19 protein-coding genes and 1 riboswitch are annotated in these 16,934 nt (G+C 66.0%); of the genes, 16 read left to right on the top strand and 3 right to left on the bottom strand.

Going from position 1 to position 16,934, the window contains the following annotated elements; genetic code table 11:
* The first annotated feature begins 1 nt into the window (after window position 1).
* From recQ to AC1RPL_RS15805, 6 genes are read left to right on the top strand one after another with little or no spacing between them, the layout of a single operon-like run.
* Complete coding sequence (recQ, locus tag AC1RPL_RS15830; RefSeq protein WP_493070492.1) at window positions 2-1,774, top strand: DNA helicase RecQ; 1,773 nt, start codon at window positions 2-4, stop codon at window positions 1,772-1,774.
* Window positions 1,771-2,253, top strand: a complete 483-nt coding sequence (locus AC1RPL_RS15825; protein WP_493070491.1) for a hypothetical protein — start codon at window positions 1,771-1,773, stop codon at window positions 2,251-2,253. The genes recQ and AC1RPL_RS15825 overlap by 4 nt, the downstream gene beginning before the upstream one ends.
* Window positions 2,250-2,684 (top strand): protein tyrosine phosphatase family protein, encoded by a 435-nt coding sequence (locus tag AC1RPL_RS15820; protein ID WP_493070490.1) that lies wholly within the window; start codon window positions 2,250-2,252, stop codon window positions 2,682-2,684. The genes AC1RPL_RS15825 and AC1RPL_RS15820 overlap by 4 nt, the downstream gene beginning before the upstream one ends.
* Window positions 2,681-3,043: a hypothetical protein gene (locus AC1RPL_RS15815; RefSeq protein ID WP_493070489.1), complete on the top strand. Its 363-nt coding sequence runs from the start codon at window positions 2,681-2,683 to the stop codon at window positions 3,041-3,043. The genes AC1RPL_RS15820 and AC1RPL_RS15815 overlap by 4 nt, the downstream gene beginning before the upstream one ends.
* Before the next feature lie 20 nt (window positions 3,044-3,063).
* The gene (locus AC1RPL_RS15810; RefSeq protein ID WP_493070488.1) at window positions 3,064-4,029 is read left to right on the top strand and encodes a sterol desaturase family protein; all 966 of its coding nucleotides are present in this window, start codon (window positions 3,064-3,066) and stop codon (window positions 4,027-4,029) included.
* Window positions 3,963-5,540, top strand: coding sequence for a GMC family oxidoreductase (locus AC1RPL_RS15805; protein WP_493070487.1), 1,578 nt, complete (start codon window positions 3,963-3,965; stop codon window positions 5,538-5,540). The genes AC1RPL_RS15810 and AC1RPL_RS15805 overlap by 67 nt, the downstream gene beginning before the upstream one ends.
* A gap of 160 nt (window positions 5,541-5,700) precedes the next feature.
* Here the strand turns inward: AC1RPL_RS15805 and AC1RPL_RS15800 are convergent, their stop codons facing one another.
* Window positions 5,701-7,107, bottom strand: a complete 1,407-nt coding sequence (locus tag AC1RPL_RS15800) for an ammonium transporter (RefSeq protein ID WP_493070486.1) — start codon at window positions 7,105-7,107, stop codon at window positions 5,701-5,703.
* Window positions 7,108-7,132: 25 nt separating this feature from the next.
* Window positions 7,133-7,471, bottom strand: coding sequence for a P-II family nitrogen regulator (locus AC1RPL_RS15795; protein ID WP_116839447.1), 339 nt, complete (start codon window positions 7,469-7,471; stop codon window positions 7,133-7,135).
* Window positions 7,472-7,663: 192 nt separating this feature from the next.
* Between AC1RPL_RS15795 and AC1RPL_RS15790 the strand changes: the two genes are divergently transcribed.
* The 6 genes from AC1RPL_RS15790 to AC1RPL_RS15765 all read left to right on the top strand — a co-directional run bounded on the left by AC1RPL_RS15790 (window position 7,664) and on the right by AC1RPL_RS15765 (window position 13,320).
* Window positions 7,664-8,395 (top strand): hypothetical protein, encoded by a 732-nt coding sequence (locus tag AC1RPL_RS15790; protein ID WP_493070484.1) that lies wholly within the window; start codon window positions 7,664-7,666, stop codon window positions 8,393-8,395.
* Window positions 8,395-9,141 (top strand): sterol desaturase family protein, encoded by a 747-nt coding sequence (locus tag AC1RPL_RS15785; protein WP_493070482.1) that lies wholly within the window; start codon window positions 8,395-8,397, stop codon window positions 9,139-9,141. Before AC1RPL_RS15790 ends, AC1RPL_RS15785 begins: the two co-directional genes overlap by 1 nt.
* Window positions 9,142-9,214: 73 nt before the next feature.
* Window positions 9,215-10,060: a MipA/OmpV family protein gene (locus AC1RPL_RS15780; protein WP_493070480.1), complete on the top strand. Its 846-nt coding sequence runs from the start codon at window positions 9,215-9,217 to the stop codon at window positions 10,058-10,060.
* A gap of 37 nt (window positions 10,061-10,097) precedes the next feature.
* Window positions 10,098-10,207, top strand: a riboswitch (TPP riboswitch).
* A gap of 37 nt (window positions 10,208-10,244) precedes the next feature.
* On the top strand, window positions 10,245-12,104 hold the full coding sequence (gene thiC, locus AC1RPL_RS15775) for a phosphomethylpyrimidine synthase ThiC (RefSeq protein WP_493070479.1): 1,860 nt from the start codon (window positions 10,245-10,247) through the stop codon (window positions 12,102-12,104).
* Between the two features lie 133 nt (window positions 12,105-12,237).
* Complete coding sequence (locus AC1RPL_RS15770; protein ID WP_493070477.1) at window positions 12,238-12,708, top strand: DUF1579 domain-containing protein; 471 nt, start codon at window positions 12,238-12,240, stop codon at window positions 12,706-12,708.
* Between the two features lie 174 nt (window positions 12,709-12,882).
* Window positions 12,883-13,320, top strand: coding sequence for a hypothetical protein (locus tag AC1RPL_RS15765; protein WP_493070475.1), 438 nt, complete (start codon window positions 12,883-12,885; stop codon window positions 13,318-13,320).
* Between the two features lie 470 nt (window positions 13,321-13,790).
* Here the strand turns inward: AC1RPL_RS15765 and AC1RPL_RS15760 are convergent, their stop codons facing one another.
* Window positions 13,791-14,423 (bottom strand): hypothetical protein, encoded by a 633-nt coding sequence (locus tag AC1RPL_RS15760; RefSeq protein ID WP_493070473.1) that lies wholly within the window; start codon window positions 14,421-14,423, stop codon window positions 13,791-13,793.
* 192 nt (window positions 14,424-14,615) lie between these two features.
* On the opposite strand from AC1RPL_RS15760, the gene AC1RPL_RS15755 reads away from it, so the two are divergent.
* From AC1RPL_RS15755 to AC1RPL_RS15740, 4 genes are all read left to right on the top strand, one after another.
* Window positions 14,616-15,011, top strand: coding sequence for a DUF6632 domain-containing protein (locus AC1RPL_RS15755; protein WP_493070471.1), 396 nt, complete (start codon window positions 14,616-14,618; stop codon window positions 15,009-15,011).
* A 43-nt stretch (window positions 15,012-15,054) separates the two neighbouring features.
* On the top strand, window positions 15,055-15,264 hold the full coding sequence (locus tag AC1RPL_RS15750) for a hypothetical protein (protein WP_493070470.1): 210 nt from the start codon (window positions 15,055-15,057) through the stop codon (window positions 15,262-15,264).
* 96 nt (window positions 15,265-15,360) lie between these two features.
* Window positions 15,361-16,092: a hypothetical protein gene (locus AC1RPL_RS15745; RefSeq protein WP_493070468.1), complete on the top strand. Its 732-nt coding sequence runs from the start codon at window positions 15,361-15,363 to the stop codon at window positions 16,090-16,092.
* A gap of 98 nt (window positions 16,093-16,190) precedes the next feature.
* The gene (locus tag AC1RPL_RS15740) at window positions 16,191-16,931 is read left to right on the top strand and encodes a 2OG-Fe(II) oxygenase (RefSeq protein WP_493070466.1); all 741 of its coding nucleotides are present in this window, start codon (window positions 16,191-16,193) and stop codon (window positions 16,929-16,931) included.
* The last annotated feature ends 3 nt before the right edge of the window (window positions 16,932-16,934 follow it).

Raw genomic sequence — 16,934 nt, 5'->3', positions numbered from 1 at the left:
GATGGCTCCCCCCACCGAAACCCTCCGCCGCGTATTCGGCTTCGACGCATTTCGCGGCGTCCAGGATCAGGTGGTTAGCCGTGTCCTCGCCGGCGATCGCACGCTTGCGGTGATGCCCACCGGTGCGGGCAAATCGCTCACCTATCAACTGCCCGCAGTGATGCTCGAGGGCACCTGCGTCGTGGTGAGCCCGTTGATCGCGCTGATGCACGACCAGCTCCGCGCCGCCGAGGCCGTCGGCATCCGCGCGGCGACGCTGACATCGGTCGACGACAACCGCGCCGAGACGATCGAGCGTTTCCGCGCCGGCGAGCTCGACCTGCTCTATATCGCTCCCGAGCGCGCCTCGGGCGAAGGCTTCCGCAACCTGCTCACCCAGGCCAAGCTCAGCCTGTTCGCGATCGACGAAGCGCACTGCGTCTCCGAATGGGGGCATGATTTCCGCCCCGATTACCGCCTGCTGCGTCCGCTGCTCGATCGCTTCCCCGACGTGCCGCGCCTCGCCCTCACCGCCACGGCGGACGCGCATACCCGCGCCGACATCCTCGAGCAGCTCGGCATCCCGCAGGACGGGTTGATCGTCGCCGGCTTCGACCGGCCCAATATCCGCTATGCGATCACCCCGCGCGAGAACACTACGCGGCAGGTGATCGACCTGATCGCCGAAACGCCGGGCCCCGGCATCGTCTATGCCCAGACCCGCGCCGGCGTGGAGAAGCTCGCCGAGAAGCTTGCCACCGAGACGGGGCGCCGGGTCGTTCCCTATCATGCCGGGCTCGATCCCGATGTCCGCCGCCGCAACCAGGCGGCGTTCGTCGCGAGCGAGGACATGGTCGTCGTGGCGACGGTCGCCTTCGGCATGGGCATCGACAAGCCCGATGTCCGCTTCGTCGCCCATGCCGGCCTGCCCAAGTCGATCGAGGCCTATTACCAGGAAACCGGCCGCGCCGGGCGCGACGGCGATCCGGCGGTGGCGCATCTCTTCTGGGGCGCCGATGATTTCGCCCGCGCCCGCCAGCGGATCGGCGAAGTCGAGCCAGCCCGGCAGCCCGGCGAGCGCACGCGCCTGACGGCACTCGGCGCGCTGGTCGAGACCGCAGGCTGCCGCCGCCGCATCCTGCTCAAGCATTTCGGCGAGAATGATGCGCCGGAGAGCTGCGGCAATTGCGACAATTGCCTCAATGCCCCCGCTGCGATCGACGTGACGGTGACGGCGCAGAAATTCCTCTCCGCGGTGTTCCGCACCGGCATGATGTTCGGCGTCGGCTATATCGAGAGCATATTGCTCGGCCAGTCGACCGATCGCAGCCTGACCAACGGGCATGAGGCGCTCTCGGTGTTCGGCATCGTCGAGGGTGACGAGGTCGCGCTGATCAAGCCCGTCGCCCGCGCGCTGCTGCTGCGCGACGCGCTGCGCGCCAATGAGCATGGCGGCCTTGAATTCGGTCCCGAGGCCAAGGCGATCCTCAAGGGCGGCGCCAAGGTCGAACTCGTCCTGCCCCCCAAGCGCGAGCGCCGCCGGCGCGGGAGCAAGGCGGGCGGGGACAATCCGGTCGGCAACCCGCTGTTCGAGGCGCTGCGTGCCAAGCGCCGCGAGATCGCCCAGGAGACCGGGCTGCCGCCTTATGTGATCTTCCACGATTCGGTGCTGCGCGACATGGCGCTGATGAGGCCGGGCAGCATCGCCGCGCTGGGTAACATCTCCGGCGTTGGCGCGCGCAAGCTCGATGCTTATGGTGACGCCTTCCTGCAAGTGATCCGCGAGGCCGCGTGAGACTGTTACTCGCCTCTGCCCTGTTGCTGGGCGCCTGTGCGCCCGCGCCGCATGTCGAGGTGCCGCCTGCGGTCTCCACCATCTCGATGAACCGCAACAGCTGGGGCCATTTGGTCTCGCACTGGACGATCGATGCGGCGGGCAATGGCCGCTATACTGTGGCCGAGCCCGATGGCTGGCAGCCCAAGCAGTGGGTGACGCGCGGCTTCTCCGCCGGCGGCGCTGGCTTCGCCGAGATCCGCAAGCTATTGGTCCTGGGCGAGGCGCATGCCGGGCGCGAGATGGAATGCGGCGATCGGATCACCGATCAATTTTACGGCACCGCCCGCTGGGACGGCGCCAGCCTGACCTACGACATGGGCTGCCAAGCCCCGGCCACCCAGGCGGTGCTCGAGGGCATAACCGCTGCCGAACGCCGGGTCGCCGCCTGGGCAGCCAGCCAACCGATCCTCGAAACACAGAAGGTGGAAAGCCAATGACCAACTTGCGCCGCGTCGACGACAGCATTTCGGTTGCCCCGCAGATCGCGGCCGAGGACATGACGATGCTCGCCGAGCAGGGCTTCACCTATGTGATCAACAACCGCCCCGACGAGGAGGAGATGGGCCAGCCCGGCGGCGCCGCGATCCGCGCCGCGGCGGAGGCGGCCGGGCTCGGCTATGCTGCTATCCCCGTCACCCATGCCGGCTTTTCCTCCGCCCAGGTCGAGGCGATGGCCGCTGCCCTCGCGGAAGCGAAGGGCCCGGTGCTGGCCTATTGCCGCTCGGGCACGCGCTCGTGCAATCTGTGGGCGCTGGCCGAGGCAAGCAAGGGCGGGGACCCGGCCGGGATCACGGCCAAGGCAGCGCAAGCCGGCTATGACATCTCGGGCATCCGCCCGCTGCTGGACCAGCTTTCGGGCAAGGCGTGAATCAGCTCGTCATCTTCGGCGGCTCGCTCGCTTCGATCCTGGTGATGACTTTGGTCGCCTGGGTGCTCGGCCTGGGACGCGGCGGCACCATCGCCAGCCCGCAGGAAGCATGTGAGACCGCCGAGGGGATGATCTCCGGCTTCGACGCGGGAGAGGCGCTGCTCGGCAGCGACGGCAAGGCCGCGCTCGTCCATGGCAAGGCCGGCGATGTCGCGCTGCTCAAGATGCACGGCGCCCGGGTCGCGGCGCGGCACCTTCGCCTGCCGCTCGTCAGCGAAGCGACGCCCGAGGGCCTGCGTATCGACAGCGGCGACAGGCGCTTCGGTGCCGTGCTGCTCCGCGGCGTGACAGGCTACTGACATTGAAGTAAGCAGGCGCCATGCCCGTGCATCTGCCTGATCCGGTCAACTATGCCATTCCGGGCTTCGTGCTGCTCGTGCTCGCCGAGATGTTCGTCGCGCGGATGCGCGATCGCAAGCGCTTCTGCCCGAAGGACACGCTGACCAGCCTGGGGCTGGGCCTGGGCAGCACGATCGCGGGGCTGCTCACCGCCGGCTTCGTCTATGCGATCGCGATGGGGGTCTATCAGTTCCGCATCTTCACCATCGGGTTCGCCTGGTACTGGTTCGTCCTCGCCTTCGTGCTCGACGACCTCGCCTATTACGCGTTCCACCGCGGCGCGCACCGCGTCCGCTGGTTCTGGGCGAGCCATGTCATCCATCATTCGAGCCAGCATTATAACCTGACCACGGCGTTGCGGCAGACCTGGACCGGCTTCATCAGCGCGAGCTTCCTCTTCCGCCTGCCGCTGTTCCTGATCGGCTTCCATCCGGCGATGATCTTCTTCGTCGCGGGGCTGAACCTGATCTACCAGTTCTGGATCCATACCGAAGTGATCGGCCGGATGCCGCGCTGGTTCGAAGCGGTGATGAACACGCCATCGCACCACCGCGTCCACCACGCGACCAACCCGCGCTACCTCGACCGGAATTATGCCGGCGTCTTCATCGTCTGGGACAAGTGGCTAGGCACCTTCGAGGAAGAGCGCGCCGACGACCTGCCCCGCTACGGCATCGTCAAGGATCTCGGCAGCTTCAACCTGTTCTGGGCCGCTTTCCACGAATGGGCCGGCATCGCGAAGGACGTGTGGGCAGCGCCGAACTGGAAGTCCCGAATCGGGTATATGCTCGCGCCGCCGGGCTGGAGCCACGACGGCAGCCGCGATACATCGGAAGTGATAAAGGCGCGCTGGGAAGCGCGGCAAAAACAGGGGGTCGCGTGGAAGCAGCCGACATCGTCGTCATCGGTGGAGGATCGGGCGGAAGCGCCGTCGCAGGCCGCCTGAGCGAAGGCCTCAAGTACAGCGTCGCCGTGCTTGAGGCTGGTGGCCGCAACACCAGCATCAAGACGCGCATGCCCGGCATGCTTCCGTTCCAGCCGCCCGCGACCAACTGGGCGTTCGAGACGGTGCCGCAGCGCGGGCTGAACGGCCGGCGCGGCTACCAGCCCCGCGGCCGCGGCCTGGGCGGATCGAGCGCGATCAATGCGATGCTCTATGTCCGCGGCCACCAGCGCGACTATGACGAGTGGCGCGATCTCGGCTGCCCCGGCTGGGGCTGGGACGAGATGCTCCCCTGGTTCAGGCGCTCCGAGCACAATGTGCGCGGGGCCGACGAATGGCATGGCGACAAGGGCCCGCTCTGGGTCAGCGACCAGCATTGGGCGCATCCCGGCAGCGAGGCGTTCATCCAGGCCGCCGGCGAACTCCAGATCCCGCGCAACGACGATTTCAACGGCGCCCACCAGTCGGGCGCCGGCCTCTACCAAGTCACCCAGAAGAATGGCGAGCGCTGGACTGCCGCGCGCGCCTATCTGGCCCGCCGCGAGAATCTCGAGATCCTCACCGACGCTACCGTCGAGCGCGTGCTGTTCGAGGATGGCCGCGTCTGGGGCGTCGCCTATCAGCGCGACGGCGTTGCGCGCGAGATCCGTGCCCGCCGCGCCGTCGTCCTCGCCGCTGGCGCGTTCCAGACCCCGCAGCTGCTGATGCTCTCCGGCATCGGCCCGGGCGAGCATCTGCGCGAGAGCGGCCTGTCGGTGCGGATCGATCGGCCCGCGGTCGGCGGCAACTTGCAGGACCATGTCGACTATGTCGCCGCCTTCGAGACGCCGGGCAGCTTCTTCCTCGGCCGCTCGGCGGCGGGATCGCTCAAGTCGCTCGGCGCGATCGCGCGCTGGATGCTCACCCGCAAGGGCGCGATGACCACGCCCTATGCCGAGGGTGGCGCCTTCCTGCGCACCGATCCGGCATTGGCGCGGCCCGATATCCAGCTCCATTTCCTCATCGCCATCGTCGAGGATCATGGCCGCGCCGCCGTCGCCGGGCATGGCTTCAGCTGCCATGCCTGTGTGCTGCGCCCGGAGAGCCGCGGCACCGTCCGCCTCCAGTCGCTCGATCCGCGCGTCGCGCCGCTGATCGATCCCGATTTCCTCGGCGACCCGCGCGACATGGAGACCCTGAAGCAGGGCGTGCGGACCATGTACCGCGTGCTCGAGGCACCCCAGCTCGCCCAGTACAAGGGCCGCGACCGCTACCCGATCGACCTCGATGACGACGCCGCGCTCGAACGGCTGATCCGTGCCCGGGCGGACACGATCTACCATCCGGTCGGCACCGCCCGCATGGGTTCGGACGAAGGCGCCGTGGTCACCCCGCGCCTCAAGGTGCGCGGCATGGAGGGGCTCTACATCGCCGACGCCTCGATCATGCCCCGGCTGATCGGCGGCAACACCAACGGGCCGACAATGGTGATCGGCGAACGCTGCGCCGAGTTCATCAAGGAAGATCTGGGCTGAACCCTGCATCCTCTCCCGCAAAGCGGTAGAGGGGGAAGGACGGCTTGCCCTCCGCATATGAAAAAAGGGCCGGCGCTTTCGCACCGGCCCAAGTCGTCCGCAGGAGGAACCTCGGTTGGACGCCGCGCTGTGTAGGAGAGGTGCGCGGCGTCCGATCTCGTCAATAATTGTAGGCGCGCTCGCCGTGCGCGTTGATGTCGAGACCTTCCATCTCGACTTCGACGCTCGGGCGGATGCCGATGGTGTACTTGAGCAGCAGGAACAGGATCAGCGACACGCCGCCCGAGAGCAGCAATGTCACGCCCACGCCGGTCGCCTGGGTGACCAGCTGCGCCGACATGTCATACTTGCCCGCGACCGCCGGGATCACGGTGAAGTCCATCCAGCCCTGGCCGCCCAGCGCCGGATCGGCGACGATGGCCGTGCCGATGGCGCCGATGATGCCGCCGATGCAGTGCACGCCGAACACGTCGAGCGTATCGTCATAGCCGAGCTTGTTCTTCACCGTGGTGACGAAGAAGAAGCAGCCCACCGAAGCGATCGCGCCGAGCACGACCGAGGTCATCGGAGCGGCGAAGCCCGCGGCCGGAGTGATGGCGACCAGGCCGGCGACGACGCCCGAAGCTGCGCCGAGCAGCGAAGGCTTGCCGTGCACCACCTGCTCGATGATCGCCCAGACAGCGCCCGCAGCGGCCGTGGCCACCATGGTGTTGATGAAGGCGAGCGAGGCGAACTTGTTGGCTTCGAGGTTGGAGCCGGCGTTGAAGCCGAACCAGCCGACCCACAGCAGCGAGGCGCCGATCATGGTCATGGTCAGCGAGTGCGGCGCCATCGGCTCCTGCTTGTAGCCGGTGCGCTTGCCGATCACGAGGCAGCCGACCAGGCCGGCGATGCCCGCATTGATGTGGACGACGGTGCCGCCCGCGAAGTCGAGCGCACCCTTGCCCCACAGGAAGCCATGGTCGTTCGGCAGGCCGGCGGTGAAGTCTGGGCCCGGCCAGTACCACACCATGTGCGCCATCGGATAATAAGCGAAGATCGACCAGAGGACGACGAAGATGATCAGCGGCGTGAACTTCACCCGCTCGGCGAACGCGCCGACGATCAGCGCCGGGGTGATCATCGCGAAGGTCATCTGGAAGACGACGAAGGTCGTCTCGGGCAGATAGACGCCGTTCGAGAAGGTCGCGGCGAAGGTGTTGGCATCGACGCCCTTCATCAGCACCTTGGAGAAGCCGCCGACGAACAGGTTCAGGTCACCGCCATTGGTGAAGGCCATCGAATAGCCGATGGTCACCCAGAGCAGGCCCGCGACGCAGACGATGGTGAGCACCTGCATCAGCACCGAGAGCATGTTCTTGGTGCGGACCAGGCCGCCATAGAAAAGCGCGAGGCCCGGCACCGACATCATCAGCACCAGGGCCGCGGAGACGAGCATCCAGGAGACGTCGCCCTTGTTGACCATCGCATCGGTCGGCACGACCGGAGCGGCGGCGGCAGGCGCCTGTGCCAGCGCCGGCATCGCGGCGAACAGGGCGCCCAGCCCCGCTCCCGCGGCAATCTTCATCGCTAGTTTCATCTGGACCCCCATCTTACAGCGCCGTCTCGTCGGTTTCGCCCGTGCGGATGCGCACGGCCTGGCCGACATCGAGGACGAAAATCTTGCCATCGCCGATCGCGCCGGTGCTGGCGGCGGCCTGGATCGCTTCCACGGCCCGGTCGGCCAGATCGGAGCCGACGACGACCTCGATCTTGATCTTGGGCACCATGTTGGTGCTGTATTCCGCGCCGCGGTAGATTTCGGTCTGGCCCTTCTGGCGGCCAAACCCCTTCACCTCGGAAACGGTCATACCCGCGACGCCGACGCCCGTGAGCGCCTCGCGGACCTCGTCCAGCTTGAATGGTTTTATGATGGCGATGATGAGCTTCATGTCGCCCCCTCGTTGGCGGTTATCCCGGGGGAGTCAGGAGCAAGGGGCGTGCCAAGGGCAAGAATCCCACGATTCCGCGGGATTCCCGCGCAATCAAATATTACCCAGCGGTAAATTTTTGTGCAGATGCGAAAGGATGCCCAAAAAACGGGCAGCGATGACGCGGCCGGCGAACCAGTCTAGAAGGCGCGGATGATCTCCGCCGCTCTACTCTCCGCGCTCGTCCTGGTTCCGCAGGATGATCTGCCGAACGTCCGCTATCCGGCTCTCGCCGCCGATGCCGCGGGCGCGCAGGGCTTCGTGCCGGCGGGCTGGGCGCTGGAGACTCAAGCCGCCGGCGATCTGGACGGCGATGGCCGGCCCGATCTCGCCTTCGCGCTGCACATGGCCGACCCCGCCAATGTCCTGAAGAACGAAGGCGGCTTTTGCGGCGAGACGATCGACACCAATCCGCGCATCCTCGGGGTCGCGCTCGCAAAGCCCGGCGGCGGCTATCGCCTTGTCGTGCAGAACCACAGCCTGGTGCCCCGCCGCGACAATGCCTGCGCCGATGACTGGTTCTCGTCCGATGGCGAGATGGGCGGCGGGCTCACCATTGTGCGCGGCAATGTCGTCGTCACGCTCGGTCGGTTCATGAGTGCGGGCGGCTGGGGCATGGGGCGCACCGTCTTCACGCTGCGCTGGCGCGAGGGCGCGCTTCGGCTGATTGGCTTCGACGTCGAGAACGTCCAGCGCAACAGCGGCGAGACCTCGTCGCTCAGCATCAACTATCTCACGCGCAAGGTGCGCACTGCCCATGGCACGACCGATAGCGATGCGGAAAAGGTCCGTTGGACGCGGCTGCCCGGCGGCACCCTCCCGACGATCGATGCGATCGGTGACGGCCTCGCCTATGATCCCGGCGGGCTCGCCGGAAGGCTCTGATGCTTCTCGCCATCCTCCTCTCCGCGCTCGCGATGACGCTGATCGTCGGCATCCGCTATCTGCTGGCGAGCGGCGGCTTCGCGCTGGCGACGCGGCTCAAGCACCCGGGGCTCTACCAAGGCCTCGACAGGCAGATCCGCCGCGAGATCGGCTGGAGCCTCGCCTCCGCGGCGATCTATGGCGTGCCCGCCGGCGTCGTCGCCTGGGGCTGGGCCAACCATGGTTGGACGCGGATCTATACCGACCTCCACGCCTTCCCGCTCTGGTATTTGCCGGTATCGATGCTGCTCTACCTGCTCGCGCACGATAGCTGGTTCTATTGGACGCATCGCTGGATGCACGTCCCCGCGCTGTTCCGCCGGATGCACGCCGTCCACCACGCCAGCCGTCCACCGACGGCCTGGGCGGCGATGAGCTTTCATCCGCTCGAGGCGATCACCGGCGCGGTAGTGATCCCGGCGCTGGTTTTCCTGATCCCGATCCATGTCGGCGCGCTCGGGCTGGTGCTCACGATCATGACGGTGATGGGCGTCACCAATCACATGGGCTGGGAGATCTGGCCGCGCTGGATCTGGCAGGGGCCCCTGGGCGCCTGGCTGATCACCGCCAGCCACCACCAGCGCCATCACGAGCGCTACAACAGCAATTACGGCCTGTACTTCCGCCATTGGGACCGGCTGTGCGGCACAGATGCGCGGCTGGGAAGCTTCGGTGCGGCCAAGGTGCGCAAAAGCAACACCGGCTGATTAGCAAGTAATCATCCGGAACCGGGCCGGCGCGGACAGCGTTGCGCGCCTTTAATACAGGGAAACCCGGTTCATGCGTATCCGTAGCCTTGCGTTCCTCGCCACGCTTTGTCTCGCCACTACGCCCGCTTTCGCCCAGGGACGCGGCGCGTCCGCCGCGCAGGAGGGTGATTACGCCACGGTCGGCATCGGCGTCGCTACCTTGCCCGATTATGAGGGCTCGGACGATTATCGCTGGGCCCCGGCGCCCGGCGCGATCGGCCGCCTCGGGGGTTTCGCCTTCGAGCTTGCCGGCACCCGGCTCAGCGTCGATCTGATCCCCGACAAGGGCGATGGCGGCCTCGACCTCCAGTTCGGCCCGACGGTCAACGTCAACCTCAACCGCTCCAGCGTGAAGGGCATCGAGGATGTGCGGATCAAGGCGCTCGGCAAGGTCGATACCGCGGTCGAACTCGGCGGGTTCGTCGGGGTCGCCAAGAGCGGGATCGTCACCAGCGACTATGACCGGCTCGCCGTCCGCGTCTCCTACCGCCGCGACGTGACCGGCACTACCGATGCCGGCGTGCTCGTCCCCTCGGTCACCTATGTCACGCCGCTCAGCCGCAAGGCGATGGTCGGCACCTTCTTCTCGGCCACTCGCGTCGAGAATGGCTATGCCGACGCCTATTTCAGCATCACCCCCGCCGGCGCGGCGGCGAGCGGCCTGCCGGCCTATAATGCCGAGGGCGGCTGGAAGGACTGGACGGCAGGCCTGGGCGGGATGGTCTCGCTCACCGGCGACCTCACCCACGGCCTCCAGCTCTTCGCCGGCGGCACCTACCGCAAGCTGCTTGGCGATTTCGGCGCCTCGCCCGTCACCAGCGTCGCCGGCTCGCGCAGCCAGTGGCTGGGCAGCGTCGGCCTCGCCTACAGCTTCTGAACATCGCTGGACCTGCTGCCACCAAGCGCCTAATACCGCCGCATCCCCGGGGGAGCGCTGATGCGCGCTTGAGAGGAAGGCTGCAGCCTTCGACCCGCTGAACCTGATCCGGTTGAGACCGGCGTAGGGAGGGAGCGGCGCTTCACCCGAGGTCCGTTTTCTCCCGATTTGGAGAAGACAGAAGATGGCCGACATCCCCGCCAAGACCGAGCTCGCCGTCACCACCGGCCCGATCCGTGGCTCGAAGAAGATCCATGTCGGTCCGCTCAAGGTGGCGATGCGCGAGATCCATCTCGAGCCTGGCTCGGGCGAAGCGCCGGTCCGCGTCTACGACACCTCGGGCCCGTACAGCGACCCCGAAGCGCGCATCGACATCATGGCCGGCTTGCCCGAGCTGCGCAGCGCCTGGATCCGCGCCCGCGGCGATGTCGAGGAAGTCGCCCAGCGCGAAGTCCGCCCCGAGGATAACGGCCAGCTCGGCCCGGATCGCTCGGGTGGCGTCCAGCCCTTCCCCAATGTCCGCAAGAAGGTGCTGCGCGCCAAGCTCGGCGCCAATGTCAGCCAGATGTATTACGCCCGCCGCGGCATCATCACGCCCGAGATGGAATATGTCGCCGAGCGCGAGAATCTCGGCCGCGCCCGCCTGGCGGAATATGTCCGCGACGGCCAGGACTTCGGCGCGTCGATCCCCGACTATGTGACGCCGGAATTCGTCCGCGACGAAGTCGCTCGCGGCCGAGCGATCATCCCCAACAACATCAACCATCCCGAATCCGAGCCGATGGCGATCGGCCGCAACTTCCTGGTCAAGATCAACGCCAATATCGGCAACTCCGCCGTTGCCTCGAACGTCGCGCAGGAAGTCGACAAGATGGTCTGGGCGATCCGCTGGGGCGCGGACACGATCATGGACCTGTCGACCGGCCGCAACATCCACGACACCCGCGAATGGATCATGCGCAACGCGCCCGTCCCCGTCGGCACCGTGCCGATCTACCAGGCGCTCGAGAAGGTCGGCGGCATCGCCGAGGAGCTGACCTGGGAGATCTTCCGCGACACGCTGATCGAGCAGGCCGAGCAGGGCGTCGACTATTTCACCATCCATGCCGGCGTCCGCCTGCCCTACGTCCCGCTCACCGCCAAGCGCGTCACCGGCATCGTCAGCCGCGGCGGCTCGATCATGGCGAAATGGTGCCTGTCGCACCACAAGGAGAGCTTCCTCTACGAGAAGTTCGACGAGATCACCGAGATCATGAAGGCGTACGACATCGCCTATTCGCTCGGCGACGGCCTGCGCCCCGGCAGCATCGCCGACGCCAATGACGAAGCCCAGTTCGCCGAACTCTACACGCTGGGCGAGCTCACCAAGCGCGCCTGGGCGCAGGACGTCCAGGTGATGATCGAGGGCCCCGGCCATGTGCCGATGCACAAGATCAAGGAGAATATGGACAAGCAGCTGCAGGCCTGCGGCGAGGCGCCCTTCTACACGCTCGGGCCGCTCACCACCGATATCGCGCCGGGCTATGACCATATCACCAGCGGCATCGGCGCCGCCATGATCGGCTGGTACGGCACCGCGATGCTCTGCTACGTCACGCCCAAGGAGCATCTGGGGCTCCCGGACCGCGACGACGTCAAGGTCGGCGTCGTCACCTACAAGCTCGCCGCCCATGCCGCCGATCTCGCCAAGGGGCATCCCGCCGCCAAGGTCCGCGACGACGCGCTGTCCCGCGCCCGCTTCGAGTTCCGCTGGCGCGACCAGTTCAACCTGTCGCTCGATCCCGACACGGCCGAGAAGTATCACGACCAGACTCTGCCGGCCGAAGGCGCCAAGACCGCGCATTTCTGCTCGATGTGCGGCCCCAAATTCTGCTCGATGAAGATCACCCAGGAAGTGCGCGAGTTCGCGGCGAAGCAGAACGCGCCGGTCGAAGGCTTCCTCGCCGCCGAGGATGCCGAAGCCGGCATGGCCGCGATGTCGCAGCTCTACAACGAGACCGGCCGCGAGCTCTACATGGGCCAGGGCGACCGCGAGCACGACTGAGGTCCACTAATTCCTCCCCGAGCTCGTCTCGGGGAGGGGACCGCCCGCGAAGCGAGTGGTGGAGGGGCCGGCGGGCCCCTTGACGCGCCAGGAACAAACTGAGAACTTCCGGCAACCCTGGCCGGAGCCTCTCATGTCCAACCCCAGCGATTTCGATTTCCAGCAGGGCCGCTGGACCGTCCGGCACCGCCGCCTCAAGGCGCGCCTCGCCGGCTGCACCGAATGGGAAGCGTTCGCCGGCACCAGCGAGCAGCGCCCGATCCTCGGCGGCAACGGCAATGTCGAGGACAATCTCCTCCATCTGCCGCAAGGCAGCTACCGCGCGATCGCGCTGCGCTCCTGGGATCCGGCCGGCGCGAGCTGGGCGATCTGGTGGCTCGACGGCCGCAGCCCCCACACCCTCGACGCGCCCGTGATCGGCCGCTTCGAAGCCGGCATCGGCAGCTTCTACGCCGACGACATTCTGGACGGCTGCCCGGTCCGCATGCGCTTCCTCTGGCTCGCCACCGACACCGCCACCCCGCGCTGGGAACAGGCGCTCTCGGCGGACGGCGGCGCGACCTGGGAAACCAACTGGACGATGGACTTCACCCGAGCCCCATGAATTCCTCCCCGAGCTCGCTCGGTGAGGGGGACCATTCGCGCAGCGAATGGTGGAGGGGCTGCGCCAAAGGCGCGGAATGCGGCGCCCGAGAACCGTCTCCGAAACGGACAAGCTTGCCGCCAAAAGCGACCAAAGCTTCGATAGCCTGCGCGGCATCACATCGGAGAGAGGACGATGGCGCACGCATTGCGGGGCGTGGGGCAGGGACTGGCCGGCGCATTGTTCCTGTTCGGCGCGCTGAGCCTGGCGCCCGCCGCCACCGCGCAGGAGGCGCAGGGCATGGCGGATCGTCCCGATTTCTCCGCGATCACCAGCAAGGCAGCGGCGCTGAAGCTGGTTCGAGCGGGAACACTGGTAAGGATCCGCCTCTTCCCCGCCGAACTGGGCGGCGCGAACGATTCCCACAATATCGCCTATATCCCGCCCGCCGTGGAAACGGTCCGCCAGCTCGTGATCGGCACGCTCGAGCGCTTCACCGCGGAGGACCTGGTCGACCAGCTCGACGTCCAGGCCGATTACAAAGGCGCCAGCATCGTGCCGTCGCGCATCCGCTTCGTCGCCAAGCACAGCCGGGGCGGCGCGCCGTTCGAGGCGGCGGTGGAGGTTTGGTAGGTATCCGGTCGAAGCATGATTGCTTTGAGCAGTTCGTTAACGAGGTCAGCGAATGTAAGCGATGGCTCAAGTCTATAAGTCGATAGAAATTGTCCAGTCGTATGCCGGTCAAGAAGGTGGTGGCTACGCAAGCTGGTATCGTTGATTTACGTCTTGCGAATAGGATTGGCTCTAGGCACATATTACCCGGGAGGGGATTATTATGCCCAGAGCGAAAGAAGATGATATCGCGTTGTGTGTGGCACGAATCGCCAAGAACAGAGCGGACAAGCTGTGCACCTTCAATCGTGCACGCACGGAGATTCCGGGAATGATCTCTTTATCAAAAGATGATCTTGCTCAGTCTGTTACGCGACGAAACGAGCCGATGTGGCACCAGCTTATCCGGAACATAAAGAGTCACGATGGCGCAGATGGAAACTGGATCGATCGCGGCCTTCTGGAGCACGTGAAAGGCCGCGGTTATAGAATTACACCAGCAGGCGAGAAGTTTCTGACGAAACTGGGGTTTTAGCGAAGCGCCGTTTATAGCCGGTAGGGAGCCATTTGAGCTCAGTCGATCCGCTGTCTTCCTTGTCCCAGACGAACCAAGCGTAGGCCGTAGTGCCGGAACCCTTCTGCACTGCTCCGGCGGGATAGAAGGTGATGCGCTCACTAAATACCCACACCCTGGATGGGGGGGTCTTGTTAAATATTGTTTCCTGCCTATTCGCGCCTTCCAAAAAGGCCAAACGGAGGAGCAACGCAAATTTCTTCCGCGACAGTCTTAGGCCGGCCGAAACAAATCCCTCTGCCGCATTATATGGTGGATTGGTAACGATATTATCAACGGAATAGTTTGATGTTAAGAAATCAATGTTTCCTTCACCGTAGCCGCGATCGACAAGATCTGAACTCTTCACGTTACAACCGGTAAGCTTCAACACTTCGGACATCGATCCGTCGCCGCAGGCGCTTTCCCAGATATCGCCATCGAACTGTTCATTGTCGATAAGTGCGTGCGTAGCCCAGCCCGGCGTCGGGAAAAAATCAGGGCCGTCGAGGTCAGCAAAGCGCTTCGTGGTTGGCTTAAAACCGCCATTAAGGTTGTACGTTAAATCCATTCAGAAAATGTATCAGAATCAACGAGTTAGTCAACGGCGACTAACCGATTCAGAAGATTCGATTTTATTCGATTGTGTTGTCGGTTCGCATTCTGTGAGCTAAAATTCATGCACTTCCAGGCTTCCCCAATTTGCCTGCACTCCCGTTCATCTATATTTTCCCGAAGCCGCATCCTTGGGGGAACACCCGCCATGACCACGCACAAGCTGCTGCAAGCCGCGCTCGTCGTCTTCGGCGCGACCTGCTGCCTCCTCTATCCCCTCGCGATCGTCTGGCCGTCGGGCTGGGCCTGGCATGCGGGGCCGCCGGCGGCATCCGACTATTTCCTCATGATCGTCGGGCTCTATGTGGTGCTCGGCGTCTTCCTGATCCGCGCCGCCGCCGATCCGCAGGCGCATCGCTCGCTGATCCTGTTCGCGATCTGGTCGAGTGCGGTCCACGCCGCGATCATGGCGGTCCAGTCCTTCGCCCGGCCAATGCACATGGGCCATATCCCCGGCGACGTGACTGCGCTGCTGGTGATGGCGGCGGTGCTTGCCTGGCTGCTCCACGCCGATCGCGCGCCCGTCCTTGCCGCCGCGGCATAGCGGCGCGCCCGTGCCCAAGCCTCGCCCCGCCAAGGATCCCGCCATGCCCCCCGTACCCCACCCGCTCTTCACCCCGCAGACCGCGCGCGCCACGATCCGCTTCGGCGACAGGTTCGTGATGGAGAGCGAGGCGCGTGCCACCCCGCTCGGGCTGCTGGCGATCGGGGGCATGGTCGCGGTAATCCTGTTGTCGATCCCGCCGATCGTCCATGCCAAGCGCAGCCACCGGCAGCTGCCGCCGCCCCGGGCGTAACCCTCCAGATCCTGATGGATGCCGGAAGGCCACACTTTGCGGCAAAGCTTCCTACAGCACTGGCAAAGTAGGATTTCGCCTGATCTATCCTGGCGGATGAGCAAGAAACGCATTGCCGCCGCCGTGCGCGCGGCCTCGCCCGAGGACGGTGCCGCGCCGCGCCTCCACACCCCCGTTCCCGTGCGCCCGCGCCACGATGGCTGGTCGCCTGGGAAGCAGGCCGATTTCATCGAGGCGCTGGCCGAAAGCGGCTGCGTCGCCCATGCCTGCCAGCGCGTCGGCATGCAGCCGCAATCGGCCTATGCCTTGCGACGGCGCGTCGACGCGCAGAGCTTCCGCTTCGCCTGGGAACTGGCGCTCGACTATGCCGTGCAGCGCCTGGCCGAGGCTGCGCTCAGCCGCGCGATCCACGGCGTCGCCGTCCCCGTCTTCTTCCAGGGCGAGCAGATCGGCGAGCGCCGCTATTTCGACGAAAGGCTCACGCGCTTCATTCTGCGCTGTCGCGATCCGGTCCGCTACGGTGCCTGGATCGATCGGCTCGAAGGGGCGCAGCGCCATCCCGATGGCGCTGCGCTTCAGCTGTCCCGCGCGCTCCACAATCTCGACGAGGAGAATTATGCTGCCGAAGACGGGCTGCCGCGGCCGCCCGGAAGCTTTGCGATCGGCTGGCCTAAAGTCGTCGATGCCGAGGAGCAGCGCATGGCCGACCTGCAGCGCGAGCAGGATGCCCGTGAAGCCGCCGATCATCTTCGGCGCGACGCCAGGTTCGAGGAATATCTGCGGGAGATCGGCCAGGGCGAACATCCCCGCAAACCGGGGGCCCCGTAGCATCAACTTCGTAAACTTCCGCGGCCCCGCGTGACAGCCCGGCCGCGCGATTCTACAGCTGCCGCGCCGGCCCGCCGCCGGCCAAGGAGAGTGTCGCCGTGATCCGCATCAACCCCGCCCATGATCCTGCCGTGCTCGCCGCGGAATGGGCGCGGGGCGGACGCATGCAGGTGCGCGACTTCCTGGTGGCCGAGGATGCCGACCGGGTGCTCGACCTGCTGAAGGCCACGCCGTGGTGGCTCGTCTACAACCAGGGCGACAAGGTCGAGCAGTTGCCGCCCGACTATCTCGCGCAGCTCGACCAGGGCCGCCTGAACCAGATGCTGATGGGCATCCAGGAGCGCGCGCGCACCCAGTATCAGTTCCTCTATCACTTCTACCCGCTCGTCTCGATGTACTTCACTCCCAGCGCGCCCAAGCTGCCGGTGCTGGCGATCTACGAGTTCCTCAACCGGCCCGAGACCCTGGCCTTTTTCCGGACGATGACGGGGCGCGACGATATCCAGTGGGCGGATAGCCAGGCGACGCTCTATCGCTCGGGCAATTTCCTCAAGTCGCATACCGACGAGGCGGCGGGCGGCCACCGGGTCGCTGCCTATGTGCTCAATTTCACGCCCGGATGGGAGCGCGACTGGGGCGGCTATCTCCAGTTCTTCGACAGGAACCATGATGTCGAGAAGGGCTTCCGGCCGATCTTCAATGCACTCAACATCTTCTCGGTGCCGCAGGATCACAGCGTCGAGATGGTCTCGTCCTTCGCGCCGGGCCTGCGCTTCTCGGTGACCGGCTGGCTCAGGAGCGATGCGCCGCCCGGGGCGTTCGGCCGGGTGCCGGGCTGAGGG

The organism is Sphingomonas sp. GW821-FHT12D09 (genome assembly GCF_058807215.1).
Note: the sequence above shows the minus strand (reverse complement) of the source record. Positions and strands in the feature narration are given on the sequence as shown.

Excerpts from the sequence above, each read along its gene's own strand:
- AC1RPL_RS15820 (WP_493070490.1), top strand. The coding sequence starts at position 2,250 with ATGACCAACTTGCGCCGCGTCGACGACAGCATTTCGGTTGCCCCGCAG.
- recQ (WP_493070492.1), top strand. The coding sequence starts at position 2 with ATGGCTCCCCCCACCGAAACCCTCCGCCGCGTATTCGGCTTCGACGCA.
- AC1RPL_RS15810 (WP_493070488.1), top strand. The coding sequence starts at position 3,064 with ATGCCCGTGCATCTGCCTGATCCGGTCAACTATGCCATTCCGGGCTTC.
- AC1RPL_RS15770 (WP_493070477.1), top strand. The coding sequence starts at position 12,238 with ATGTCCAACCCCAGCGATTTCGATTTCCAGCAGGGCCGCTGGACCGTC.
- AC1RPL_RS15750 (WP_493070470.1), top strand. The coding sequence starts at position 15,055 with ATGCCCCCCGTACCCCACCCGCTCTTCACCCCGCAGACCGCGCGCGCC.
- thiC (WP_493070479.1), top strand. The coding sequence starts at position 10,245 with ATGGCCGACATCCCCGCCAAGACCGAGCTCGCCGTCACCACCGGCCCG.
- AC1RPL_RS15800 (WP_493070486.1), bottom strand. The coding sequence starts at position 7,107 with ATGAAGATTGCCGCGGGAGCGGGGCTGGGCGCCCTGTTCGCCGCGATG.
- AC1RPL_RS15780 (WP_493070480.1), top strand. The coding sequence starts at position 9,215 with ATGCGTATCCGTAGCCTTGCGTTCCTCGCCACGCTTTGTCTCGCCACT.
- AC1RPL_RS15755 (WP_493070471.1), top strand. The coding sequence starts at position 14,616 with ATGACCACGCACAAGCTGCTGCAAGCCGCGCTCGTCGTCTTCGGCGCG.
- AC1RPL_RS15760 (WP_493070473.1), bottom strand. The coding sequence starts at position 14,423 with ATGGATTTAACGTACAACCTTAATGGCGGTTTTAAGCCAACCACGAAG.
- AC1RPL_RS15785 (WP_493070482.1), top strand. The coding sequence starts at position 8,395 with ATGCTTCTCGCCATCCTCCTCTCCGCGCTCGCGATGACGCTGATCGTC.
- AC1RPL_RS15745 (WP_493070468.1), top strand. The coding sequence starts at position 15,361 with ATGAGCAAGAAACGCATTGCCGCCGCCGTGCGCGCGGCCTCGCCCGAG.
- AC1RPL_RS15765 (WP_493070475.1), top strand. The coding sequence starts at position 12,883 with ATGGCGCACGCATTGCGGGGCGTGGGGCAGGGACTGGCCGGCGCATTG.
- AC1RPL_RS15795 (WP_116839447.1), bottom strand. The coding sequence starts at position 7,471 with ATGAAGCTCATCATCGCCATCATAAAACCATTCAAGCTGGACGAGGTC.
- AC1RPL_RS15790 (WP_493070484.1), top strand. The coding sequence starts at position 7,664 with ATGATCTCCGCCGCTCTACTCTCCGCGCTCGTCCTGGTTCCGCAGGAT.